Raw genomic sequence first — 24,170 nt, 5'->3', positions numbered from 1 at the left:
AGACATAAGGCATAAGGCATAAGACATAGGCATAAGGCAAAAGACAAAAGACAAAAGACAAAAGACAAAACAGATTTAGGCATTTAACATGTAAAATGAGGGATGATGTATGGAACATATATACGTATACGCCTGCCACGAAGACGAGCAGGCGCTGTGCCAGTTAGAGCTGCGCACCTTACTGGGCGCAGAGGCAGTGCTTGGCGCGCGCTACGCCGTTAGCGCGCGTCGTGTAGAGCCGAGCCGCAGCCCGTTTCTGAAGCTGCGGCTGGATGTGTTGTTCGAGGCCGGCAGCTTGCCGGAGCTGGCCTCGATGGTGGCAGCGTTGACCGTACAGGGGTCAACGTTCAAGGTTGCGTTCGCGGAGACAGACACTGCGGTCAGTACGGACCGTCAGCGGGAGGTCGCTCGCGAAATAGGCCGGCATCTTCGCGGCAAAGCCGAGATGCGACGGCCGGAGCAATGGTTCGCCGTGACGGAGCTGGGAGGCCGATGGTTGTTCGGCCACTGCAGCTACGGCGAAGCCGTGTGGCTTCAGCATCAGCAGAAGCCACAGAACTACTCCACCGCCCTGAGTACGCGCGTAGCGCGGGCGGTGGTGAACATTGCCGTGCCCGACGTAGCGGGCACGAAGGCAATTGACCCGTGCTGCGGCATCGGCACGGTGCTGGTGGAGGCGATGTCGATGAGCATCGACATCGTGGGCTGCGACATCAACCCGCTGGCAGTGCGCGGTGCGCGGGTGAATCTCGAGCACTTCGGCATGCCGAACGTAGTGAGCATCGCGGATATGCGGACCCTAGGCCTGGTAGGTGAGCAGGTTTCGTCACCGATCAGCCTTGGATGCATAGGCGAGCAGGTGATGGAATCACCGACCAGCCCACAGGTCCGCTACGATGCGCTCATCCTAGACATGCCGTACAATCTCTGCTCGAAGCTCCCAGAGGACGAGCAGCTGCAAATGCTCCAAAGCGCCCGCCGATTAGCAAAGCGCGCGGTTATCGTTACGACGGAGCAGATCGATCCACTCATCGCGAAAGCAGGATTTCGCATCGCAGAGCGCTGCACCGTCAATAAAGGTAACTTCAGTAGACAAATAATCGTCTGCGTCTAGCACTAATAAAGCATTTTACCAAGCGGTCCATCTTCAGTGATGATATCCTGGATGGCATACACAGAAATAGGAAAATACAAAAATCCATAGACATAAGCGGCCAGCTCATACACTTGAAAATAAATGACCAAAGCCTTATCGGCGATATAAAAATCCTGGTCGGGTCTAATACTATTAAATTCTACCAACAAAGGAATATCCCGAGTTTTAAGCTCAGCCTTAATAATGGCACTAAGCTTGGCAACATAATCGCTGCCGGGTTTAAACAGATCTTTGAGCGCATAGGCTTTGCCCGATTCCGTGTTGAAGGTCAGTGCGTTTTGGATCGTTAGTCCATGGGCTCCACCCGAAAAAGCATAATTCCATAAGGTCAAGCTAAGGATGCCGCGTTCATTCGTCTTAAGCTCATAATGAGCCGTCACGTCTGTCTGCGGATTTTGTGGATAGCCTTGCTCGCGAAGCTGCTTATTAACTGCGTTAACAATCGCTGTGTTCATTGCAAGCTCTGCCGTGTAAGGCGAATGCTTCACAACAGCTGGGTACAGTAGGTTTAATTTATCACGAAGCACTTTATACGTCTGTATACTAACGGGTTCATCTAATCCGTTCATCTTCATCATCCATCCATACGTTTTTGCTACAATTTATTCGGCGCATGGGCGTTTGGTTCAATGTTCTTGGGAATGTTGGAGAATAAGAGTCTCGAAAGACTCCTATTGCGGAATAAAATACAACAAACAGAAGAATAGAAGCCCTAAAAGACTTCTATTTCCATCAAATTACCTACTATAACTCACTTTTTTCGAAAATAAGAGTCTCTAAAGGCTGTTATTTCGATCAAAAGGGATGAAAACGGAGAAATAGCAGTCTCTGGAGGCTCTTTTTGGGGAAGCGCGGAGAGGTAGGGAGTAGAGGAAGGGAGGAATGGGCGGTAGAAGTAGGAGTTAGGAAGTAGAAAGATGGAGGAGCGCAGCTGTACTAGAGAAGTGGAAAAGTAATTGTGTGTAGAAGTGAGTTAAAGCACTCCGATTGGTCGAAATTGGCAGCGGGGTTCACTCAGCTCATCCGCCTATCATCCTTTAGTACCAAAAAAGGAGCTCTTCCTCGGTCTAGATAGACCAGTAGGAAAAGCTCTTTTTGCAGTACCTTGTTTGTTCTTATCTAATAGTGTTAATTCTTAATCATCTAAAATGATTTGCAGCAGATTACTCTTGTGAGGACGTATCTTCATTGGCGCTGGAGTTTGTTGCTGCACCTTGAAGCAAGGAGTTTAACTCCTCCACTTTTTGTTTAGATTCGCTATCTTCCGCGTTGGCCTGTGCGGCATTAATGCCATGGCTCACCACATCATCACTGCTGTTGGTCGTTGACATTTGAAATCACCTCCTCTAAGTTTCAGTTGATCAGTAAGTATAAGTTGGCAACTTATCTTACTTTGCATCAACCCTGACAAACGCACTCGTCCTAAAGGACAGCGTAAGCCGTTTATCTTTGACTAACTAAGTATGTCTCTATTTTCCAGTAAACATACAGGCTGTTTATTTGATATTAGAATGCAGTAGCTATAAACCATAGGTAAAGACTATAAAGAATGTCTATTTTAACTATTTCACAAATACCGTAAGGGAGAGCATAATAGAAGAAAATGGAAAGGCGATGATTCGCATATGGGGAAATCATTTGAAGCGCTGCTGCCGGAGCATGAAGCATTTATCGCGAAGCAGCACATTTTTTTTGTGGGGTCGGCACCGTTATCGGCGGAAGGGCACGTTAATCTTTCACCGAAGGGTCATGATGTGCTGCGTATTTTATCAGCGAATGAAGTGGCCTATTTGGACTTAACGGGGAGCGGAAATGAGACAAGTGCGCATCTGGAGGAGAATGGACGAATTACGTTGATGTTCACGGCCGTGGAAGGACCACCTATGATTCTGCGCCTGTATGGGAAGGGGCAAGTTGTTTTGCCAGGGACCCCAATGTGGGAGAAACTGTCTCCGCGTTTTACGATGCTGCCTGGAGCTCGGCAAATTATCGTCGTCCAAGTCCATGAAGTCAAAACATCATGCGGCTACAGTGTTCCCTTTTATACTTATGAAGGAGAGCGGAATACCCTGCAGAATTGGGCTACGAAACAAGGCGAGCAAGGGCTGGATGACTATTGGCAAGAAAAAAACGTGACAAGCATGGACGGACTGCTGACGACAATCGGTCAAAAGTTATCCACAGGCACTGTGTAAGATCGCATTTTTTATTCAAAATGTTTTCGCAATGCCTCGGGCGCTTCTCGGCTTTTACGCGTCGTGCTATCCATCGTTACGCTGGTGACAAGGGCGTCAGCACATAGCTCGCCTTGCTTGTTGAAAATTTCTTGCTTCAGCACGTAGCTGGAGCGTCCCATTTTGTCAGGGCGGCAGGTGACCGTTAGTTGATCTCCTTGTTTGCATTCTTTTTTATAATTGATGGTGATGTTCACGGTAACGGTTTGAATCCCCATCGCACCAAAGGTTTCATAGGATAGCTGGGACTGCTCATACCATTCCTCGCGCCCCCATTCTAGGTACTCCAAATATTTGGCATTATTGACGTGTCCATTCACATCAATTTCCGTTGATCTGACGATGATATCCAGTTTGGATTCCATGAAAATGAGCTCCTTCTTTACACCTGACATGGGCAGGTGTTTTTGTTCATTATAGCTCGTTTACGGATGTGAAAACCAGTAGAAGGCTCATACTGCAGCATAACGTGGGCAAACTATGCCATGCGTGTTTGATGATGTCAGTAGATTGGTTAATTTATTTTATCTGCACATAAAGCTAGGTAACGGGAGGCGGCACAAAATGGCGCAAGATTATCGCATTGAAAAGGATACGATGGGTGAAATCAGAGTACCTGTGGATAAGTTATGGGGGGCTCAGACGCAGCGCAGCTATGAGAATTTTAAGATTGGCACGGAGAGGATGCCGGTGCGGTTGATTGGGGCTTTTGCCTTGTTGAAAAAAGCCGCCGCGCAGGTGAACCGCGAGCTAGCCGGGTTAACTCCCGAGAAGGCGGAGGCGATTGCGCAGGCTGCAGATGAAATCGTGGAGGGTCGCTGGAACGACGAGTTCCCGCTCGTCGTATGGCAGACGGGCAGTGGGACGCAGTCGAACATGAACGTCAATGAGGTGATTGCTCACCGAGGCAGCGAACTGCTGGGGGATGGCGGCGAACGCATTCATCCCAATGATGATGTGAATCGTTCGCAAAGTTCAAACGATACGTTTCCTACCGCGATGCATGTCGCTGGCGTCATCGCGGTGGAGGAGGAGCTTTTGCCTGCGATGGAGCTTTTGCAGGCTACGCTCCACAGCAAGATGACGGATTTCGCCGACATCGTGAAGATCGGCCGCACCCACCTGCAGGACGCTACCCCGCTCACGCTGGGGCAGGAGATCAGCGGCTGGTGGGCGATGCTGGAGCAGACGGGGCGCATGGTGCGCAGCAGTGTCGATACGATGCGCGAGCTGGCTATCGGCGGTACCGCCGTCGGCACCGGGCTGAACGCGCATCCCGAGTTCGGCGCGCGTGTCGCCGAAGCTTTGTCTCGCGAGACGGGCACGCGCTTCGTCTCGGCAGAGAACAAGTATCATGCGCTGACCAGCCATGATCAGATCGTTTACGCCCACGGCGCGCTGAAGGCGCTGGCGGCGAACTTAATGAAGATAGCCAACGATGTGCGGTGGCTATCGAGCGGTCCCCGCTGCGGGATCGGTGAAATCACGATCCCGGAGAACGAGCCCGGCAGTTCGATCATGCCGGGCAAGGTCAACCCCACGCAGAGCGAAGCGATGACGATGGTCGTTTGCCAGGTCATGGGCAACGATGCGGCCATCGGCTTCGCCGCCAGCCAGGGCAACTTCGAGCTGAACGTGTTCAAGCCCGTGATCATTCACAACTTCCTGCAGTCCGTGCGGCTGTTGGCTGATAGTATGCGCTCGTTCAACGATAACTGTCTCGTTGGTATGGAGCCGAATCGCGAGGTGATTCAGCGCAATCTCGAGCAATCCCTTATGTTGGTTACAGCGCTCAACCCGTATATCGGGTATGAGAAAGCGGCCAGCATCGCGAAGCAAGCCCATAAAGAAGGGCTGACACTCAAGGAGTCAGCCGTGCGCAGCGGCTACTTAACGGCCGAGCAGTTTGACAGCTACGTGCGTCCGGAAGACATGGTGAGTCCAAAGGAAAGATGAGTGATTTTCATAAAGAGGGGTTGGGCGCAGTTTACACTGACGCTCATCCTTTTTTTTTACCGGTAGAGTTTGTTTAAGAGCCGAAAGAGCCAAAAAGGCGCATTTAGTGCAAATATCGAGGATTTTCTATTGACCCACCTTTTCCCTTCACATGTAGTTATGCATGTTTAATTTTCGTTATATAACGGAATATAAGAATCAAGTACTCTTAGATATGTAAGCACATACATTTAAGATTACCTGGGAGGTCACATATCAGATGAAAAAATCATTGAAACAATGGGTCGGTGTTGGAACCACAGTTATCATGGCAGCAACAGTTGTTGCAGGATGCGGAAGCACGCCGGAGAAAACGCAGCAACCAACGCCTGCAGCGGGCGCAACCGCTAATGCGAAGCCTTTTGCAGGAAAGACGATCTCTTTAGTAGCAGCGAATCATCCTTGGGCGGATGCGATCAAGCCTTTGCTGCCTGACTTCGAGAAGGAAACGGGGATCAAGGTCAACGTTGAGAGCTTTTTCGAGGATCAGCTGACACAAAAACTAACCGTACAATTTACATCCGGTTCTGCGACACCAGACGTTTTCATGTATCGTCCGCTTCAAGAGGGCAAGCTTTTCTATAAAAACGGTTGGGTTCAACCGCTGGATGATTATGCTCAAAAAGCAAAGGACTATGACTTCGCCGATTTCGCTAAATCCGCTGTTGGTTCCACGACGGTTGATGCGAAGCTAGCTGGTATTCCGATTATTACTGAGCAAGAAATTTTGTACTACCGCAAAGATCTGCTGCAAAAAGCTGGTATTGCGGTACCGAAAACGTTAGATGAGCTGCAAGCAGCAGTTAAGAAGCTGCATGATCCGAAGAACGAAATGTACGGTTTTGTGGCTAGGGGCCAACGTTCACCGCTAGTTACGCAAGTATCTTCCTTCTTATACTCAGAAGGTGCAGACTTCACGAATGGCGACAAAGCGTCGATTAACACGCCAGAAGCAATCAAAGCATTTACAACATACGGCACTCTACTTAAGGATTATGCGCCTCCAGGCGTACTCAATATGTCTTGGCCGCAAGCTTTCGGTATTTTCGCACAAGGGAAAGTTGCTTTCTTAACAGATGCGAATTCGCTCTACAAAAATGCGACTGACCCAGCGAAGTCCCAAATCGCCGATCAAGTTGGTTTTGCCGTTATGCCAGGTGGTAAAGCAGGTTCTAAGCCTTACAGTATTACATCTTGGGGTCTTGCAATGAACGCCAAATCGGGTAACAAAGATGCGACTTGGGCATTCATTGAATGGGCGACAAGCAAAGATATCGTGTTGAAAACGCAGCAAAAAGGGAACCCAGGCGCTCGCGCATCGGTATGGGATAAACCAGAAGGTACGACAGGCTTCCCAGCGGATCTTGTTCCTATCATTAAAGAAAGCTCCAAAAACGGTGTTGACCACGACCGTCCGACGGTAATTAGTGTTGGTGAAGCTCGTGATGCCGTTGGTGAAATCGTACAAAAATTAATGACTGGTGAAACGAACATTCAGCCAGTAGCAGACAAAGCGAATGCAGCTTTGCAAGCGATTATGGATAAAGACAAAACGAAATAAATACAGCACGAACGTTAGCAATGAGGGTCATCTCAAGTGGCCCTCTTCACCCTTTGCATAAGGGTACAATTTCATCAGGAAGGGTGAATGAAGTCATGCAATACAGTTGGTTTAACCGCAATTTAAAATGGATTTATACACTTCCGGCGGTCATCTTCGTCCTGTTGATGATGTTGTTTCCAATCATCTATACATTCCGAATCAGCTTCTATGAGTGGAGCATGTCCGCAACAACACCACCACTTTTTGTAGGGTTGTCGAATTATATCGCCTTATTCAAAGATGAGCGCTTTTGGCATGCCACAGGTTCAACGTTCTACTTCACGATCATGGCCCTTGGGCTTGAAGTTATTCTGGGGATTGCGATTGCCTTGCTGCTGTCGAGGGAATTCAAAGGCAAAAACATCGTAAAAACGGTATTCCTGCTGCCCATGGTAGCAACACCGGTAGCTATGGGCTTGGTGTGGATGCTCATCTATGAGCCGACCATTGGGGTAGCTAATATGATGCTCAAATCGATGGGGTTGAAGCCTTTACTATGGCTAGCCTCACCTAATCAGGTTATACCTTCCTTAGTTATTGTAGACGTCTGGCAATGGACACCGATGATTGCTCTAATTATTATGGCAGGCTTAGCTACACTTCCAACCGATCCTTATGAGGCGGCGGATGTAGATGGTGCAACGGCATGGAGAAAATTCGTTTCCATTACGCTGCCCTTGCTGAAACCAACGATCATTGTAGCGGCGATGCTTCGCTTAATCGATGTGTTGAAGACGTTCGATATTATTTATGCGACCACACAAGGCGGACCGAATTTTGCTTCAGAGACATTGAACTTGTACGGCTATGTGCTCGGATTCCAATACTTTAAGTTGGGTATGGCTTCATCGTTACTTGTTATCTTCTTTGCTCTGGTGATGGGACTGACTTTATTTATGATATGGATGCGCAAACGATTGGAGGGAACCTCATCATGAAGCCAAAGAAGGGCTTAAGACTTATACAAATGCTGCTAACGTTCCTAGTCCTAATCGCTTTTGGTTTTCCATTTATCTGGATGTTATTGGCTTCTTTTAAGACGCAATCACAGATTTTATCGACAGGTGATATCTTCTTTTTCAAACCGACTTTTCATAACTATGTCAGTGTATTCAAAGAGTACAATTTCCTGAAGTTTATTTGGAATAGTTTCCTTGTTGCGGCTGGTTCAACGCTTTTGTCCCTTATTTTAGGGCTTCCTGCGGCTTATGCCATTGCAAGACATCACCTTCACAAGCTGGGACTTCTCATCTTAGTTGCGAGAATTATTCCGGGAATCACGTTCTTGATTCCTTGGTTCATCCTGTTCTCCAAGATCCATTTGGTAGACACGTATACAGCTTTAATTCTAAGTCATATGCTTGTTGGATTACCGTTTATTATTTGGATTATGATTTCATTTTTCGAGGCCCTTCCTACGGAAATCGAAGAGTCTGGGCTTATCGATGGATGTACGCATCATCAAGTGTTTCTGCGCATTATTTTGCCTATCTCAGGACCAGGTGTCATTACTGCATCGCTGCTCTCATTCATTTTTTCGTGGAACAATTTCATGTTCTCGGTTATCTTGGCAGGGGACAAAACCAAAACATTACCGATCGCTGTGTTTAACTTTATGTCCTATTCCGAAATCAACTGGGGTGCGCTGATGGCAGCGGCTTGTATCATTACACTTCCGGTTCTGATCATAGCTTTAGTGTCTCAACGCTACGTGGTCAGCGGACTTTCTGCTGGTGCAGTTAAAGGCTAATAACGAAGACATAACGAATACGAGGATAGTCGTCGCCTTTTCTTTGCATGACTTCTCTCGTATAGTTAACTCTAAGTTAGAAAGCTTAGCAGAAGCATGGAAGGTGAGCCCAGCGTGCCGTATAAACTTAATATTTTCAGCAAAATTCTCATTCTATTGGTTCTACTCCTTATCCCTATTGTGCTGCTCTACAGCTATACGAATCGGATAACGAATAACGTTGTTCAAGACCAGATTCAGTCATCGAATTTAAACCAGCTGTCTTTCTTCATGCATCAATTGGATGGGGACGTGGAGCGATTAGCGATGTCTCCCGTTATTCTTGGCAGCGATCCTTACATAAGGGAATTTATCGACAGGAATGAGTCGCCCGATTATGACATGCTGAAAGAACAGTCGCGTATTATACAAAAACTTAGCCTTCAAAGTGTCTCCAGCGGATGGGTGAATGAACTGACCATTGCCATTCCACATGGGAAGCAAGTGTTATCTTCCAGTATTTTTGTGAATGGGACGGATACTTGGCCTTGGGATAGCCCGATAAAGCGAACATGGACGTATGAGGAACGCAAGGGTGACAATGGGGTAGGGTCGTTCGTTAGGGAAATTAGTGAGCCGATACGTGCCCAGGTTGCCGGTCAAGCTAATGTGCTGTATCAAGTAAGGTTCAGCGTGCAGAATATGATTCAACTGCTGGATGTGTACAAGCAAGATAAACGAAGTGATCCTTTTTTGGTTGATGGGCAAAATAGGGTGGTTTTCAATAGCTCGTCGAATCCGTCGATTACACATACAATCCATGAAAGATTGGCTGGTCAAAGCTTACCGCTTACCGGCCAAGTTCAATTTGAAATCGCGAATCAACAGTATTTGATCAGCTTTGTCAAATCGGAACAGTTGGATTGGTACTTGGTTGATTATGTACCTGTGCAGAAGATACTTTCTCCTATTACCATGACGCGTAAATTGTTTTATGTTTCTATTGCTTTGCTACTTGTGATGAGTATTCTGGCTTCATTCTTGCTGTATCGCAACGTGCAAATTCCGATTGGCAAGATGATTCAAAGTGTACAGCAAGTGAAGCGAGGCGATCTATCGGCTCGGATCGCGTATAGAGCCAAAAATGAATTTGATTTCCTCATCCAGCGTTTTAATGAGATGGCGGAGCAAATTCAAGTACTTGTAGAGGATGTTTATGCGGAGAAAATCCGTTCACGTGAAGCGACTCTGAAGCAGCTGCAATCGCAGATTCACCCGCACTTTCTGTATAATTCCTTATTCTTCATCATCAATTCAGCAGAGATGGAAGATAAAGAATCAGTCGTAGCCATGTCGCAAAATTTAGCTGAGTTTTACCGTTACACGACGAGAGTCGAAAAACAAAGTGTCCGGTTGCGTGATGAGCTGGATTTGGTAGGCCATTATTTAACGATTCAGAATCTCCGCATACACCGGTTGAAATATGAGATAAATGTGCCGGAAGAGATGCTGGGCGAGTGGGTTCCCCGACTTATTTTGCAGCCGTTAGTAGAGAATGCCATTGTCCATGGAATTGAGCGCAGCGCAGAGGGTGATCGAATCACGATCACGGGTGAGCAGAAGGAAGGTTGGAATCGTCTGATTGTTGAAGATAACGGCGGAGGGTTGGATGAAGCGGGCTTAGATAAGCTGCTTAAACAGCTGGAGGCTCCAATGTCTGATGAGATTGGCTGTGGAACATGGAATGTCCACCACCGTTTGTATTATCAGTTCGGGGAAGGCTCCGGACTTACTTTTGAACGAGTACATGACGGTGGTTTAAGGGCCGTACTGACTTGGAAACACAACTCGCAGGAGAGTGATCTAGCCACCGAGGTGATAAAACGATGATTCAACTATTGATTGTCGATGACGAAGCGCATGTCGTGGATCGGCTTCAGTCTACGATTGACTGGGCATCTATCGGGATTGAGCAGGTTTTTAAGGCATATTCTGGTAAAGAAGCGCTGGAGCTGCTCGAACAAATGTCGATTAATATCGTGATTACGGACATTCAGATGCCAGGTATCTCCGGTTTGCAATTAATTGCTGAGATCAACCGTCGTTGGGCGAAGACCAAGTGTATTCTCTTGTCCGGATACTCGGACTTCAACTATGCCAAAGAAGCGATTCTTCAGGGCTCGGAGGATTATTTGCTTAAGCCTGTCACTGAACAAGCTTTACTGGCTACTGTCAGCCGGGTGATGGAAAAGCTGCAGAAGGAATGGGAGAACGTCATCTCCACGCAGCGTCTTACGTATACTCTCAAGGAAAACCTCCCTCTGCTAAGGGGGAATTTATTGAATGATTTACTTCAAGGGCACAAAATATCGGAGCATTCACTTCGAGAAAAAATGCAGATTCTAGAGCTCCCAGATTACCATGAGCATGCTTGCGTATTGATGATGGTTCGGTTGGAATCGGATTTTCTGGAATATGATACCGGACATTTGTCGTTAATGGAATATGCGATTAGCAATATGGCCGACGAATTATTTGCGGAGAAATTCGATAGCTGGCATACGAAGGATGCTCACGATTATTTGGTATTTGTGATGAAGCATAAGCAGGAAACATCCGACAAGGAAGATTCGGCTTGGCTGGAACGTACGGCTGCTGATCTCCAATCAGCCGTGAACAATTATTTGAAAGGCAAAATTTCCATCCTTCTGAGCAGTTGGGGCGACTTCCCGGCCGAAATAAATGCGCTATACAATAGCTCGCTTAGCGCATTTCGCAAACGTATCGGGAGTGAGCACGAGCTGTTCATGCGGCTTGGCGATGAGTCTGTTCAGACCGAACTGTCAGCCTTGCAAAGGCTGTACGAGCCGCCGACGCTTAATCATTTGTTGGAAGCAGCAAGATGGGAAGATACAGAGGAGAAGCTGTCCCTGATTTTTGATGAAATGGAAGTTAGATTTTCGGAATCTCAGGAACATCTATTAGAAGTTTATTTCTCGATCGCATCCGCTTTTGCTTATATTGCACATAAGAATGGCCGACAGCTGCATCAGCTCATTGGCGGTGATTACGAACGAATGATGGAAGGTATACCTTTTCGTACCGTGAATCAGCTGCGCGAATGGTCGATTCGTTCTTTACAACGCATGAAGGAGGATATGGATCAAGAAAGGCAGGACAGCCGTTCAACGCTGATCAAGGATATTAGGTCTTTCATCGATCAGCATCTGGCTAGCGACGTCTCCTTACAATCGATTGCCGATCATGTGTACATGCATCCGGTTTATATATCAAAGATCTATAAACTTGAAACGGGTGAAAATTTAAGCGACTACGTCAATCATGCACGGATGGATAAAGCCGCTTATCTGCTGAAGAATGGCCAGGATAAGATTTATGAAATCGCCACACAGCTTGGCTATCAGCGCCCACACTCCTTTAACCATGCGTTCAAGAAGCATTATGGCATGACTCCGCAAGAGTATCGAGATCAATATTCATAGCGAACAATTCATCGCTGATTGGTGAGAGGAGTTTGGACTCGCCCGGCGAATTCAACAGGGGATAGAGGAGGACGATGATCATGAAAATTACGAAGCTGGAACTGTTTAAGGTGCCGCCAAGATGGTTATTTCTGAAAATCGAAACGGATGAAGGCATTACGGGATGGGGAGAGCCCGTCGTTGAGGGCAAAGCGGATACAGTTGCTGCCGCGGTGATGGAAATGAGCGACCATATCATTGGCAAAGATCCGATGCGGATCGAGGATATGTTCCAAGTGCTGTACCGCGGGGGCTTCTACCGCGGAGGGCCGATCTTGACAAGTGCTATCTCAGGCATTGAGCAAGCGCTCTGGGACATTAAGGGCAAATTCTACAATGCGCCCGTCTATGATCTGCTTGGCGGTGCTTGCCGCGACAAGACGCGTGTCTATTCGTGGATCGGCGGGGACCGCCCGAGCGACGTAGGTCAAGCGGCCAAACAGCAGGTCGCTGCTGGATTTACGGCGGTGAAAATGAACGCCACCGAGGAAATGCACTACATCGACTCCATCAGCAAAGTCGATGAAGCTATTGCGCGCATTGCCGCGGTACGCGAAGCCGTCGGCAAAGACGTTGGCATCGGCATCGATTTCCACGGCCGGGTGCACAAGTCGATGGCCAAAATCATCGTCAAGGAACTAGAGCCGTATCGTCCAATGTTCATTGAAGAGCCTGTTTTGCCTGAAAATAATGAAGCGCTTAAAGAGATCGCTCGCTACACTTCGTGTCCGATTGCCACGGGCGAGCGGATGTATACGCGCTGGGGCTTCAAAGAGCTGCTGGCCCAAGGCATCGTGGACATTATCCAACCCGATCTCTCCCATGCTGGAGGCATCTTGGAAACACGCAAAATCGCCGCGATGGCAGAAGCCTACGATATTGCAATTGCGCCGCACTGTCCGTTAGGCCCTATCGCTTTGGCAGCATGCCTACAGCTGGATACGTGCTCTCCGAATGCCTTCATTCAGGAGCAAAGTCTCGGCATTCACTACAATAAAGGCAGTGATTTGCTCGATTATTTGAAAGATCCTTCTGTATTTAAGTATGAAGGAGGCTTCGTTGCCAATCTAACAGCCCCAGGTCTTGGTATCGAGATCAATGAAGATAAAGTACGAGAGATGGCTACTATTGGTCATAATTGGAAAAATCCAGTTTGGCGTCAAGCCGATGGTACGGTAGCCGAGTGGTAAGTGGAACAACAGGAAAGAGCAAGAATGAGGCTGTCCCATAAGGCGTTCATCTTTAGGCTGCCTCTGTTTTCACTGTTGCACTACATGGAAAACCTACCGTTAATTTGGGTATTTTTTCATGAAAAGCTAGTTTACATGGAAAATCTCCCGTTATTTCAGAGGTTTTCTCGCTGAATAGCGATTTCCCCAAAAATTAGAGGGAGGTTTTCCAGTTAGATGACCGTTTAGAACAATTAACGCCAAATTAGCTGGAGGAATTCCTGTTAGATTTCGCTCCGTATCGAAACAAAATAGAGGCTGCTCGCTAGGTTATTAACCTTTTGAGTCAGCCTCTCTTTTTTTTGTATAGGAAATTATGATTTTCACAGTTTGTGGATTAGGTGCTTAATCTGCATGGACGTGCGGGACAGTCTGCCGAGAAGTCGATTTCCGGCTTCTCAGCCCGGAGCTCTCCACTTCTGGTACATGATCAAGACATTGATCTGGAAGGTAAGAAAAGACGAATCCTTGAGCTACTGAATCGGATCAGGAATCATATTCTTTTCCAGCAGCTCGCTATTCGTCTTCATATGTTTCATTTCATTACCCAGCTTCTTCATCTCATCCATATCCTGCGCCATGGAGCCATTGTTGGCTTCTGCCAAGGATCTGCTGGCTGATCCATTACAGAGTCGCTCTAATTCAATTAGCTTGTCCAATGCTGTTCGGCGAACTTGCAGAGGAACGAATTCATTCTCTTGAAAGTCGGCCTCATGGAAATGAACGGTTGTATTCCCGTGTTCAGAGGTGAATGTGGTTAACGTAAGCGGGTAGGCGGTTGATGTGGCATCGTGATAAATATCGAATTTATAGACCGATTTCTCCGTGTACTCGATACGTTCCAACCCCAAATCGGTTAACTGTTGATGCAAGATGCCTTTATCCATCGTAATCTACTCCTTTCGAGCAAGCGGAAATCGTTAATCCGTCCTTACGAATCTATGTGATACCCTTAATGTTGATTGTTTTGGTAATTCGTTTTGGCAGCCTGTAAAGACTCATCTACAAGCTGTTTGCTTTCTTTGGCCTTATCAGCGGCCTCAGAAGCTTGATGGCTAACGGAGTGGGCCATATCCTTTGTTTTCTCACTGACTGCTGAAGCAACTTCCTGCGTCTTCTCACTAAGAGCTGACGCGATATCTTGTGTTTTGTCACTTACGGTCGAGACAATATCCTGTGTTTTCTGACCTACAGCGGAAGCCAATTGGCTTGTTTTATCATTGAACGTGCGATACGTATTTGACAAGTCTTCACGCAGCTCCGACCCGGCTTTAGGGGCTAATAACAATGAGGTTATCGCGCCTACAGCGCCGCCGATTACTAAACCTAACAATAGTCCGCCTTTGTTTGTTCCGACTGCTTCACTCATGAGTCATCTCTCCTTTAGTTTGGGTGTTGTGGTGTTGCCATGCTTCATACTAGGATGTAACCTTCTTTCTTTTATTTGAAACACGAAAAACTCATTTTTATTTCCGTTTCATTGATATAAGCGAGGAAGCCCGAGCATCCTTGTGATTGAATTTTTTTCAAATGGGTAGTAGATAAAATAAACGATCAACATGTTTGATAATAAATTATGGTAAACTACGATGAGGGTTTCCGTTAACTTTTACCCGAAAGGGGTTTGAGAAATGAGTATTGTGATAGTAGACGATAACGCAACAAATTTACTTATTATTGAAAAAATTCTGCTTAAAGCCGGTTACACCGAGTTAGTTATGGTGTCTTCTGCGAGAGAGCTGTATCAATTATTAGATATGGATTCACCAAGCACGGTTGAAGTGCCGGTTGATTTGATTTTGATGGATATGATGATGCCGGAAATTGATGGGGTGGAAGCTTGTCGGACGGTTCAAGCCGATGAAAGGTTCCGGGATATTCCGATTATTTTCGTGACGGCGATGGGGGATTCCAACAAGCTGGCTGAAGCGCTCGATGCCGGTGCACTCGATTATGTGATGAAGCCGATTAACAAGGTGGAACTACTTGCGCGTATTCGTTCTACGCTCCGCTTGAAATATGAGAAGGATTGGCACAAAGAGCGGGACAAGCGGATTAAATATGAGCTTGATTTGGCCAAACAAGTGCAGCTTAGTGTACTGAGCAACCCGATTCAGAATGAGCATATCCAGATCTCAGCGGTCTATAAACCCTCTTCTGAGCTCGCGGGTGACTTCTATGCCTGGTATCCGATTGGACCCAATCGGCATGGGATCATTTTGCTGGATATGATGGGGCACGGCATTTCGTCTTCGCTTGTCTGCATGTATATTTATTCCGCTTTGAAGGATACCATCACGAACATTTGTGATCCGGAAGGCGTGATGCGTGAGCTGAATGGGCGGATGAATCAGCTGCATCAATCAGATAACCTGATTAATTATTATTTTACGGCGATTTATATGGTCCTAGATACGGAACAGCGCACGATTGAGTATGTGAATGCCGGACATCCTGCAGGCATCGCGCTTTTGGACGGTGAAGTGAAACTATTGACAGAAGGCTGTTGTGCCCTTGGCTTTTTTGAGGGGATTGAGATTACCAAAGGTGTAATTCCCTACGAGAAGGATGCCCGGATTGTCTTATTCACTGACGGTCTGTCGGAGTGGCTCGATGATGAACAGGAGGATGGCATCACCAAAATCATGAGAAGCTTGCAGGAGACGACGACGCACGATCCCGATGGCTTGGTTGAGCGTATTTACCCTTTTGCCAAAACAGGTTCTCCGCAAGACGATATGTGCTTGGTTATGATTACGACGTAGTAGTTAGCGGTGAAAAACATCGTTTCAGTCGGCCAATTGGCGAAAAATGGCCATCTCCCACAACTGTAAGCATGTTTTACATCGTTAAAGGGGCAAAATTCCGCTTTCCCCGTCGGTTAACGATGAAAAACATCGTCTCAGATAGCCGATTGGCGAAGAATGGTTTACAAAAAACGCACAAGTTTTATCCCAAATCGGGAATAAAACTTGTGCGTTTTTTGTTTCAATAGACCCGAAGGCGTGTAATAAGGAGTATTAGAGTCCAACACGTTGGGAGGAATTGGGATGGCGACATTGGCATCGGAAACCAGTTCAGACGTTTTGTATTTGTTACATGAGGGTACGCAGTATCAAAGTTATCATTTTCTGGGTTCCCATGTGGAAGAGCGCAGTGGTCAGATGGGGGTTAACTTCGCAGTTTGGGCGCCAAATGCCAAGCAGGTTAACGTTTCAGGTAGCTTCAATGGATGGGATGGCAGCAATCACCAGATGTCGCTAGCAGATGGCGTATGGACGCTGTTCATTCCGGAACTCGGTGAAGGCACACTATATAAATATGAAATCGTCACACTAGACGATGAATGCTATCTAAAGTCAGATCCTTATGCGTTTCATTCCGAGCTTCGGCCCGGAACGGCTTCCATTGTTACCTCATTGGAAGGCTATGAATGGCAGGATAAGCAGTGGCTGGCGAACAACACGTCAAACCAATTCCTACAACAGCCGCTTCTTATCTACGAGGTGCATTTGGGCAGCTGGAAGCGGAAGGAAGACGGCGGATTCTACAGTTATGTGGAATTAGCTGACGAGCTGGTCGATTATGTGCATGAACGGGGCTATACCCATATTGAGCTGATGCCGTTAGAGGAACATCCTCTGGATGCGTCTTGGGGCTATCAGGTAACCAGTTATTTCTCGGTGACGAGCCGGTTTGGATCGCCGAAGGACTTCATGTACTTCGTTGATCGTTGCCACCAGAAGGGGATTGGCGTCATTATGGATTGGGTGCCCGCACATTTCTGCAAAGACGCTCACGGCTTGACCCGATTCGATGGAACACCGCTTTATGAATATGCAGACAGCCGAAAAGGTGAACATCCTACTTGGGGGACACAGGTATTCGATTATGCAAAGCCGGAAGTTCTTAGTTTCTTGATCTCCAATGCCCTATTTTGGATGGATGTCTATCATATTGATGGGTTAAGAGTAGATGCCGTTTATAGCATACTTACGCTGAATTTTGATCGAGAAGATGAAGATCGTATTGTGAATGAACAGGGCGGCGATGAGAATCTCGAAGGAATTGCCTTCCTCCAGAAGCTGAATGCCGTCGTATTCTCTAGGTATCCCAATGCACTGATGATGGCTGAGGATACGAGCTCTTATCCAGGCGTAACCGCCCCCGTCGAGAATGGCGGACTAGGCTTTAATTACAAATGGAACTTAGGCTTTACTTGGAACACGCTTGCGTATATGAAGAAAAATCAGGAAGAACGCTGCAGTCAGGAAGATCAATTAACGAATTCGCTGCTAAATGCTTGGGATGAGAATTATATTATCCCCTATGCGCATGATGAAGTGGTTCACTCCAGTAAATCCCTTCTCGGTAAAATGTCAGGTGACGACAACTGGCAGCGTTTCGCCAATTTGCGGGTGCTGTACATCTATATGATGGGTCATCCGGGTAAAAAGCTGCTTTTCATGGGAAATGAATTCGGTCAGATCGATGATTGGAATTCGGAAGCATCGCTGGAATGGGATTTATTGAAATTTGAAGAACATCAGCAATTTGAGCATTTTGTGAAAAATATGAATCACTTCTACATAGCGGAGAGAGCCTTATGGGAATTGGATTATGAACCGAGCGGCTTCGAACCGATTAACGCTGAGGATAAAAGCGATGGACTGGTTTCTTTTATTCGAAAAGCGGAAAACAGCGATGAACAGCTCGTGATTCTCTGTAATTTCAAGCCTGAGGCTCATGAGGGATATCGACTAGGGGTGATGAGGCCCGGGCGTTATCAGGAGGTCTTTAATAGTGATAAGCAAGAATATGGCGGATCGGGCGTGACGAACGACAGTACGCTAGTCTCCGAAGAGTGGACATGCCAGGATTGTCCACATAGCTTAACGATATCGATACCTCCCCTTGCAGCAATCGTACTCAAATATATTCCTTCGGAAGGATGAGATGACTATGAAAAAGCAGGAATGTGTAGCCATGTTATTAGCTGGTGGTGAAGGTACTAGATTGGGTCCTTTAACTAAAAATATCGCTAAACCGGCTGTTCATTTTGGAGGAAAATATAGAATTATTGACTTTACCTTGAGCAATTGCCGTAATTCCGGTATCGAAACGGTCGGTGTACTGACGCAGTACAAGCCAGCTGTTTTGAATGCCCATATTGGCAATGGGGAAGCCTGGGGCATGGCGAGTGAAAATGGCGGCATCTCTATTCTGGAAAGGCAAGTTGGCGCTCCGAATGCTTATTCGGGGACAGCGGATGCCATTTATCAAAATATATCCTACCTTCGTGCACATGATCCAAGCTACGTGTTAATTATTTCTGGTGATCATATTTATAATATGGATTACAGAGCTATGCTCGAGCATCATAAGGCATCTGGTGCCAATGTGACGCTTTCGGTTATTCCAGTGAGATGGGAAGAAGCAAGCCGGTTCGGCATTATGAATACGGACGAGCATCACCGAATTACCGAATTTGCTGAGAAACCGCTCAAGCCTGTTAGCAATCTGGCTTCCATGGGCGTGTATATATTTAATTGGGATGTGCTGAAGGCATGTCTGGAACAAGATGCGAAAGATATGACATCAAGTCATGATTTTGGTCATGATATTATTCCTGGACTGCTGACGGCAGGAGCCCATTTATCCGCATATCCTTTTGAAGGGTATTGGAAAGATGTCGGTACGATCGAAAGCCTATGGGAATCCCATATGGATTTACTTGGTTACACGCCAAGGCTGCAATGGGATCACGATACATGGCCTGTGCTGACCCAAGAACGTGATCTTCCGAAAAGCCATGTCTCCCTAAGTGCCAGAGTGAACAATGCGGTGATAGGAGACGGCGCAGCCATTCATGGTAATGTAAGTCATTCTGTTCTATTTGATGGCGTTAAGGTTGGAGAAAATAGTAGGATCCTGAACAGTGTCATCATGCCGGGTGTTCAGATTGGAAAAAATGCACTTATTCTTAATGCTGTTATTGGAGAAGGATCCATTATTAAAGATGGAGCTATTGTTGGTAAGCCAGGTGGTGCAGAGATTATTGCAGTAGGTGAGAAAACAGTGGTAGGACGCCATTATCCAGCTGTGATACCTGCTAAGCTGACGGATACGAGGCTGAATTTCGGTTAATTGGACATAGCTAATGCTTACGAAGCTAGTTTTGCTAACGCAAAACTCAGTAAATGCTTACGATGCAAGTCTTGCTAAAGCAAGACTCTAAGGAGGAGTGTATGATGAAAAATGTTCTTGGCATGATCAATCTCATGAATGAACAGGATGATTTATCAACGCTTACACGCAATCGTTGTGTCGCTGCTGTGCCTTTTGCCGGTCGGTATCGACTGGTCGATTTCGCGCTTTCCAATATGAGCAATTCGGGCATTCAGAAAGTCGTCGTTCTGGCTAATTCGAAGGCGGATTCGCTGCTTGAACATGTGGGTGACGGGCATCACTGGGGTTTAGATGCTCCGGATGCAGGAGGGGTCTCTATTCTCCCTCCTTTCTCCCTATGGATTGATCCCGCGAGTGATACGCGAACCTTCGACCATGGCGATCTCCTTCATCTATACAGTCATCTCGATTATTTAAAGTCGTGCACCGAAACCTATATTTTGCTTGCGCCTAGCCGTGTTATTTATCGTTCTAATTTCGAAAATATGGTCGATTACCACCTCAGCAGCGGGGCAGAAATTACGGTCCTTTTTAAACATTTGACAGAGATTGACCGTCATGCTCATATTGGTCGCGCTTACAACTTGGAGATGAATGATCAAGGTCGCGTGATCAGCGCCTCTCCCACCTATCACGCACTGCCGAGCTTAACACCGCAGAATATCGATTTGGACACGATGGTTATGGAGCGGAAATTACTGATCGATCTTATTGAGAAGAGCTTGAAGCGCGGGAGCGAGATCTATCTGAAAGAGGTCATCTGGGCTCATCTGGCCGATATTCATGTACAAGGCTATGCCAATCATGGGTATATGGCAATTATGGATTCCATAGATAGTTACTATGTGCACAGCATGGATCTTCTGCAACCGCAAGGCTGGAAGCAATTCATGATTAATCAAGAGTTTGTCTATACGCGGAAAGAGGAAGAACAAGCAACGGCCTGTAACCATGACGCGCTGATCCGCAATTCGTTCGTCGCTCATGGCTGCCGGATTGAAGGCTATGTAGAGAACAGCATCTTGTTTCCAGGTGTGACGGTAAGTAAAGGCGCCAGTGTTAAGAATAGTGTCATCATGCATGACTGTGCAATTGAAGCAAGCGTGTATTTGGACCGAGTTATTTTGGACAAGCAGGTCGTAGTGGAGCAAGGGGCCGTGTTATGCGGTCAGTACGCACACCCCTTTGTGGCTGAGAAAAGTGGAGTGATCTAATCCAAAGTGCGAGAGTAGGAGGATCAGATATGAACGTAATGTTACGTGATAAAGGTGCTAAGCTGCTAACACACATAACAGGCTACCGTAGCCGTGTCTATAAGCTAGCTTTGTTCTTTCTAGTCGTTATTCTAGCGATGATTATCGTCAGATGGACAACTTCTGAACAAATCGGTGAACCGGAAATCATCCTTTCACCGGGGATCATTACTCTGAATCCGGAAGGACCAGATAACACTTTTCTACCCGTTCTGCCGCCTACTCTTGCCGCTGCCCAAGCGGAATCTAGCAGTGATATAGGTGCTAATTTACAGGTAGCTGAAGCTAACTCATTGGTGCCTATGCTCAATAGCCTAGAGGGAATCTCACTTTATGATGATACAGAGTCAGTCATTGCCAAGAAAGGGTATCCACTAACGTTTGTTCAGGATCCCAACTTTGTAGAAGCCTTTACGTATGAATACCCGGATATGAATATTGGCTTCAAAGATGATATCGTGACTTTTGTTCAAATTCCAGCCAAGGTTGGGCACGTTCAAATCAATGATCAACGGATTCCGTTGACGATAACGGATGTGAAGCGGCTGCTAGGAGAACCCGATTATGTGGCGGAGGACGGTATCGTCTTTGGGCGGAGAGAAGCATTAATTAAGCTTTTTATTGAACCAGAGACACAAGAACTGATATCCATAGATTATTATCATCTTTCAAGTACCTAATGTCTGCAGCTGGCCTCTATGGTCAGCTTGAAGGCATATGCAGGGAGATCTTCCTATTTTAGGACATGCGGATGAGAATCCTTCCCATTTTAATGGGAGAGATGAAAGTCCGCTTTGCCCGATATCCCTTTGTGGGATGGCAGGGGCAAAAAAATGCCTATTCTAACAATACTCTTCCTCTCCTCTTTGAATTAGAACATTTGTTTGGTATAATGGAATCAGATAAGAAACGAATGTTATATATTTGATTTCCACAAGGCAAATGGAAGGAGACGGCTAATGCAAAGAACCTATAAATTCCGCTTGTATCCAACCAAGGAAGAGCAAGAAAACATTCATTTCGTACTGCAACGTTGCCGTCTTCTCTATAATCGATTGCTCGGAGAACGAATCGCTGCCTATAAGCAAACTGGGCTAAGCTTAACCTATTACGAGCAGAAGGCGACGCTGCCAGTGAGAAAACAGTATATACCCAAGCTCAAAAATGTCCATTCACAAGTTCTTCAAAATGTCGTAGAACGGTTGGACAAGGCGTATCAAGCCTTTTTTCGCCGCGTCAAAAACGGTGAGAAAGCAGGCTTTCCAAGATTCAAGCCTGAAAGTCAGTATAGCTCCTTTACCTACCCGCAAAGCGGATTTTCCTTAGAGGGAAAGCATCTTCAGCTTTCCAAGATCGGCAATGTGCGCATACGACTTCATCGGGAACCGCAAGGAACGATTAAGACGTGTACCATCATGGTCAAGAGTGGCAAATATTACGCTTGTTTTTCTTGTGAAGTCGAAAGCAAATACCTTTCAGCGTCAGAAAAGCAGATAGGCATTGACCTTGGTGTGTCACAGCTTGCGGTAACATCAGACGGTGATCGTATACGATCACCGAAATTTCTTCGTAAAAGCGAAGAAAAGTTGAAACGAAAGCAGCGTGCGGTCTCGAAGAAAAAGCGCGATTCAAACCGCAGACGCAAAGCTGTAGGCGAACTAGCCAGACTTCATGAAAAGGTAGCGAGTCAGCGTAAGGATTATGCCCATAAAGAGTCGCGAAAGCTAGTAAATGAGTATGGACTCATTGCCTTCGAGGACTTGAACATACGTGGGATGGTCAAGAACCATCATCTTGCAAAAAGCATTGCGGATAGCGGATGGAAGCAACTTGTTCAATTCGTGACGTACAAGGCTGAAAGCGCTGGTCGTCAGGTTATGCAAGTGAATCCCTATCAAACATCACAACGATGCTCTAACTGTGGTGAAATCGTCAAAAAATCACTTACTGTTCGTGTCCATCAATGTTCTTGCGGATACAGGGCAGATCGGGACGAAAATGCAGCCATTAACATATTGAAACTAGCTTTACAAAAAATATCGTAGCCATACTAGTCCAATCAGGCTAGGAACTAGCCTTCAAGGAGGGACGAGGTTACGAGTCCCGATGAATTGAGAAGCTCGTTAATTAATTGACGAGAGGTTCACAGAAAGAATAACGTAAGGGAGTGTGGCTGATGTCAGCAGAGAAGTTCCAAGTTGATCAGGAAGAATTGGAGAAATCTATACAGCTTCGTATCAGTGGGGAGCTCGATTTGGCTGCGGCCTTAACGTTCCGTCATGCGCTCGAAGCGGTTGTTCATCGGGCGGATAAGGCGTTAATCCTCGATGTGGGGCAGTTGAGGTATATTGATAGCACGGGGATTGGTATTGTGGTCTCGGCTTTGAAAATTCGGGATGAGTTGAAAGCCCCGTTCACGGTCAGTAATATCCCGGCCGGCATTAAGCGGCTGTTTGATCTTACGGGAATCTCTGGATTCCTGAACGAAGGGATCGAAGGAAGCGCATGAATGTGATTCGTTTACAAATACCCGCGGCAGCGGAATACTTGGATATCGTAAGACTCAGTCTTTTTGGGGTTGCTACCAAGTTAGGTTTCTCATATGAAGATATCGAGGATATGAAGGTAGCGGTTTCGGAGGCTTGCAACAATGCTGTACTTCACGGGGAACCGCAGAGTGGCAGTGGGCAAATCGAAATTAGCTATGAGCCCGGAGACGACAGATTGACTGTGAAAGTGAAAGATGATGGCACAGGCTTTAATTATCAAGAACGCGACGAGCATACGATGCCTTTGTCAGGGGCTTCGCCCAGCGAGCTAGAGTCTGGAGGCCTCGGGATTTATCTCATGCAAGCGCTGATGGATGAGGTTATCGTGAACACAGAACGAGGAACCGAAGTCACGCTCATCAAATATGTCCAACAAAAAACCACGGATTGACGGGAAAACCGCCGATCCGTGGTTTTTTGTTAAGCTAAGTGGGAATGTGTATACAAGTATAAGCTCTCAGTAAGAGACTATTTTCTACTGGATTTTTGTTTTCTGGTTCTTGGGAAAATGGCCAATCAGAAAGGCAAGTTGTACAGCGTACAACAATTTCCTTGATTTCTTCTTGAAAAGCTCAGGTTGTTGTAGTTTATACAACAATTTATCCCTTTTGTAGGCTGTAGAGCTACTTTAGGCTGGAATTATTGTATTTTCTGCAACAATCGCGTGGAAAACGCGAATTAGCTTGCTTAT

The 24,170-nt window shown here is 46.5% G+C and carries 22 protein-coding genes; 17 read left to right on the top strand and 5 right to left on the bottom strand.

The features are described from left to right. Positions 1–109: 109 nt before the first annotated feature. Positions 110–1,114: a TRM11 family SAM-dependent methyltransferase gene (locus GC098_RS17715; protein ID WP_171644441.1), complete on the top strand. Its 1,005-nt coding sequence runs from the start codon at positions 110–112 to the stop codon at positions 1,112–1,114. A 2-nt stretch (positions 1,115–1,116) separates the two neighbouring features. Here GC098_RS17715 and GC098_RS17710 read toward each other — a convergent pair whose 3' ends face one another. Together GC098_RS17710 and GC098_RS17705 are read right to left on the bottom strand one after the other, a co-directional pair. After that, positions 1,117–1,734: a PdaC/RsiV family protein gene (locus GC098_RS17710; protein ID WP_246358677.1), complete on the bottom strand. Its 618-nt coding sequence runs from the start codon at positions 1,732–1,734 to the stop codon at positions 1,117–1,119. Between the two features lie 585 nt (positions 1,735–2,319). Next, positions 2,320–2,487 (bottom strand): hypothetical protein, encoded by a 168-nt coding sequence (locus GC098_RS17705; RefSeq protein WP_171644440.1) that lies wholly within the window; start codon positions 2,485–2,487, stop codon positions 2,320–2,322. A 294-nt stretch (positions 2,488–2,781) separates the two neighbouring features. On the opposite strand from GC098_RS17705, the gene GC098_RS17700 reads away from it, so the two are divergent. Beyond that, positions 2,782–3,351 carry a pyridoxamine 5'-phosphate oxidase family protein gene (locus GC098_RS17700; protein ID WP_171644439.1) on the top strand — a complete coding sequence of 190 codons (570 nt, stop codon included), beginning with the start codon at positions 2,782–2,784 and terminating at the stop codon, positions 3,349–3,351. Between the two features lie 11 nt (positions 3,352–3,362). Here GC098_RS17700 and GC098_RS17695 read toward each other — a convergent pair whose 3' ends face one another. Further along, positions 3,363–3,755 (bottom strand): acyl-CoA thioesterase, encoded by a 393-nt coding sequence (locus GC098_RS17695; RefSeq protein ID WP_171644438.1) that lies wholly within the window; start codon positions 3,753–3,755, stop codon positions 3,363–3,365. Between the two features lie 199 nt (positions 3,756–3,954). On the opposite strand from GC098_RS17695, the gene fumC reads away from it, so the two are divergent. The 7 genes from fumC (at position 3,955) to dgoD (ending at position 13,449) form a co-directional block, all read left to right on the top strand. Beyond that, on the top strand, positions 3,955–5,346 hold the full coding sequence (gene fumC / locus GC098_RS17690; RefSeq protein ID WP_171644437.1) for a class II fumarate hydratase: 1,392 nt from the start codon (positions 3,955–3,957) through the stop codon (positions 5,344–5,346). 259 nt (positions 5,347–5,605) lie between these two features. After that, positions 5,606–6,946 (top strand): ABC transporter substrate-binding protein, encoded by a 1,341-nt coding sequence (locus tag GC098_RS17685; RefSeq protein ID WP_246358675.1) that lies wholly within the window; start codon positions 5,606–5,608, stop codon positions 6,944–6,946. 95 nt (positions 6,947–7,041) lie between these two features. Then, positions 7,042–7,926, top strand: a complete 885-nt coding sequence (locus GC098_RS17680) for a carbohydrate ABC transporter permease (RefSeq protein ID WP_171644436.1) — start codon at positions 7,042–7,044, stop codon at positions 7,924–7,926. Next, a complete protein-coding gene (locus tag GC098_RS17675) occupies positions 7,923–8,738 on the top strand; it encodes a carbohydrate ABC transporter permease (RefSeq protein WP_171644435.1) in 816 nt (271 codons plus the stop codon). Before GC098_RS17680 ends, GC098_RS17675 begins: the two co-directional genes overlap by 4 nt. Before the next feature lie 114 nt (positions 8,739–8,852). Next, entirely contained in the window at positions 8,853–10,607 is a 1,755-nt protein-coding gene (locus GC098_RS17670; RefSeq protein WP_312880181.1) for a sensor histidine kinase, read from the top strand. After that, positions 10,604–12,220 carry a response regulator gene (locus GC098_RS17665; RefSeq protein WP_171644433.1) on the top strand — a complete coding sequence of 539 codons (1,617 nt, stop codon included), beginning with the start codon at positions 10,604–10,606 and terminating at the stop codon, positions 12,218–12,220. The genes GC098_RS17670 and GC098_RS17665 overlap by 4 nt, the downstream gene beginning before the upstream one ends. 80 nt (positions 12,221–12,300) lie before the next feature. Then, the gene (dgoD, locus tag GC098_RS17660) at positions 12,301–13,449 is read left to right on the top strand and encodes a galactonate dehydratase (protein WP_171644432.1); all 1,149 of its coding nucleotides are present in this window, start codon (positions 12,301–12,303) and stop codon (positions 13,447–13,449) included. A 512-nt stretch (positions 13,450–13,961) separates the two neighbouring features. Here the strand turns inward: dgoD and GC098_RS17655 are convergent. Beyond that, positions 13,962–14,375 (bottom strand): hypothetical protein, encoded by a 414-nt coding sequence (locus tag GC098_RS17655; protein WP_171644364.1) that lies wholly within the window; start codon positions 14,373–14,375, stop codon positions 13,962–13,964. A 65-nt stretch (positions 14,376–14,440) separates the two neighbouring features. Next, positions 14,441–14,857, bottom strand: coding sequence for a YtxH domain-containing protein (locus tag GC098_RS17650; protein ID WP_171644431.1), 417 nt, complete (start codon positions 14,855–14,857; stop codon positions 14,441–14,443). Between the two features lie 262 nt (positions 14,858–15,119). On the opposite strand from GC098_RS17650, the gene GC098_RS17645 reads away from it, so the two are divergent. The 8 genes from GC098_RS17645 to rsbW all read left to right on the top strand — a co-directional run bounded on the left by GC098_RS17645 (position 15,120) and on the right by rsbW (position 23,870). Beyond that, positions 15,120–16,253, top strand: a complete 1,134-nt coding sequence (locus GC098_RS17645; protein ID WP_171644430.1) for a PP2C family protein-serine/threonine phosphatase — start codon at positions 15,120–15,122, stop codon at positions 16,251–16,253. Between the two features lie 285 nt (positions 16,254–16,538). Then, entirely contained in the window at positions 16,539–18,443 is a 1,905-nt protein-coding gene (gene glgB, locus GC098_RS17640; RefSeq protein WP_171644429.1) for a 1,4-alpha-glucan branching protein GlgB, read from the top strand. A gap of 7 nt (positions 18,444–18,450) precedes the next feature. Beyond that, complete coding sequence (locus tag GC098_RS17635; RefSeq protein WP_171644428.1) at positions 18,451–19,635, top strand: glucose-1-phosphate adenylyltransferase; 1,185 nt, start codon at positions 18,451–18,453, stop codon at positions 19,633–19,635. Positions 19,636–19,739: 104 nt separating this feature from the next. Further along, complete coding sequence (gene glgD, locus GC098_RS17630; RefSeq protein WP_171644427.1) at positions 19,740–20,891, top strand: glucose-1-phosphate adenylyltransferase subunit GlgD; 1,152 nt, start codon at positions 19,740–19,742, stop codon at positions 20,889–20,891. Positions 20,892–20,920: 29 nt separating this feature from the next. Next, positions 20,921–21,610, top strand: a complete 690-nt coding sequence (locus GC098_RS17625) for a hypothetical protein (RefSeq protein WP_171644426.1) — start codon at positions 20,921–20,923, stop codon at positions 21,608–21,610. A gap of 279 nt (positions 21,611–21,889) precedes the next feature. Continuing rightward, positions 21,890–22,975: an RNA-guided endonuclease InsQ/TnpB family protein gene (locus GC098_RS17620; protein WP_171644425.1), complete on the top strand. Its 1,086-nt coding sequence runs from the start codon at positions 21,890–21,892 to the stop codon at positions 22,973–22,975. 131 nt (positions 22,976–23,106) lie between these two features. Next, complete coding sequence (locus GC098_RS17615; RefSeq protein WP_171644424.1) at positions 23,107–23,439, top strand: STAS domain-containing protein; 333 nt, start codon at positions 23,107–23,109, stop codon at positions 23,437–23,439. Continuing rightward, on the top strand, positions 23,436–23,870 hold the full coding sequence (rsbW, locus tag GC098_RS17610) for an anti-sigma B factor RsbW (protein WP_171644423.1): 435 nt from the start codon (positions 23,436–23,438) through the stop codon (positions 23,868–23,870). The genes GC098_RS17615 and rsbW overlap by 4 nt, the downstream gene beginning before the upstream one ends. Positions 23,871–24,170 lie beyond the last annotated feature (300 nt).

The organism is Paenibacillus phytorum (assembly GCF_013141715.1).
In the GTDB taxonomy this organism is placed as follows: domain Bacteria; phylum Bacillota; class Bacilli; order Paenibacillales; family NBRC-103111; genus Paenibacillus_E; species Paenibacillus_E phytorum.
This window is presented reverse-complemented; position numbering and strand designations above follow the sequence as displayed.

Excerpts from the sequence above, each read along its gene's own strand:
- GC098_RS17715 (WP_171644441.1), top strand. The coding sequence starts at position 110 with ATGGAACATATATACGTATACGCCTGCCACGAAGACGAGCAGGCGCTG.
- GC098_RS17710 (WP_246358677.1), bottom strand. The coding sequence starts at position 1,734 with ATGATGAAGATGAACGGATTAGATGAACCCGTTAGTATACAGACGTAT.
- GC098_RS17705 (WP_171644440.1), bottom strand. The coding sequence starts at position 2,487 with ATGTCAACGACCAACAGCAGTGATGATGTGGTGAGCCATGGCATTAAT.
- GC098_RS17700 (WP_171644439.1), top strand. The coding sequence starts at position 2,782 with ATGGGGAAATCATTTGAAGCGCTGCTGCCGGAGCATGAAGCATTTATC.
- GC098_RS17695 (WP_171644438.1), bottom strand. The coding sequence starts at position 3,755 with ATGGAATCCAAACTGGATATCATCGTCAGATCAACGGAAATTGATGTG.
- fumC (WP_171644437.1), top strand. The coding sequence starts at position 3,955 with ATGGCGCAAGATTATCGCATTGAAAAGGATACGATGGGTGAAATCAGA.
- GC098_RS17685 (WP_246358675.1), top strand. The coding sequence starts at position 5,606 with ATGAAAAAATCATTGAAACAATGGGTCGGTGTTGGAACCACAGTTATC.
- GC098_RS17680 (WP_171644436.1), top strand. The coding sequence starts at position 7,042 with ATGCAATACAGTTGGTTTAACCGCAATTTAAAATGGATTTATACACTT.
- GC098_RS17675 (WP_171644435.1), top strand. The coding sequence starts at position 7,923 with ATGAAGCCAAAGAAGGGCTTAAGACTTATACAAATGCTGCTAACGTTC.
- GC098_RS17665 (WP_171644433.1), top strand. The coding sequence starts at position 10,604 with ATGATTCAACTATTGATTGTCGATGACGAAGCGCATGTCGTGGATCGG.
- dgoD (WP_171644432.1), top strand. The coding sequence starts at position 12,301 with ATGAAAATTACGAAGCTGGAACTGTTTAAGGTGCCGCCAAGATGGTTA.
- GC098_RS17655 (WP_171644364.1), bottom strand. The coding sequence starts at position 14,375 with ATGGATAAAGGCATCTTGCATCAACAGTTAACCGATTTGGGGTTGGAA.
- GC098_RS17650 (WP_171644431.1), bottom strand. The coding sequence starts at position 14,857 with ATGAGTGAAGCAGTCGGAACAAACAAAGGCGGACTATTGTTAGGTTTA.
- GC098_RS17645 (WP_171644430.1), top strand. The coding sequence starts at position 15,120 with ATGAGTATTGTGATAGTAGACGATAACGCAACAAATTTACTTATTATT.
- glgB (WP_171644429.1), top strand. The coding sequence starts at position 16,539 with ATGGCGACATTGGCATCGGAAACCAGTTCAGACGTTTTGTATTTGTTA.
- GC098_RS17635 (WP_171644428.1), top strand. The coding sequence starts at position 18,451 with ATGAAAAAGCAGGAATGTGTAGCCATGTTATTAGCTGGTGGTGAAGGT.
- glgD (WP_171644427.1), top strand. The coding sequence starts at position 19,740 with ATGAAAAATGTTCTTGGCATGATCAATCTCATGAATGAACAGGATGAT.
- GC098_RS17625 (WP_171644426.1), top strand. The coding sequence starts at position 20,921 with ATGAACGTAATGTTACGTGATAAAGGTGCTAAGCTGCTAACACACATA.
- GC098_RS17620 (WP_171644425.1), top strand. The coding sequence starts at position 21,890 with ATGCAAAGAACCTATAAATTCCGCTTGTATCCAACCAAGGAAGAGCAA.
- GC098_RS17615 (WP_171644424.1), top strand. The coding sequence starts at position 23,107 with ATGTCAGCAGAGAAGTTCCAAGTTGATCAGGAAGAATTGGAGAAATCT.
- rsbW (WP_171644423.1), top strand. The coding sequence starts at position 23,436 with ATGAATGTGATTCGTTTACAAATACCCGCGGCAGCGGAATACTTGGAT.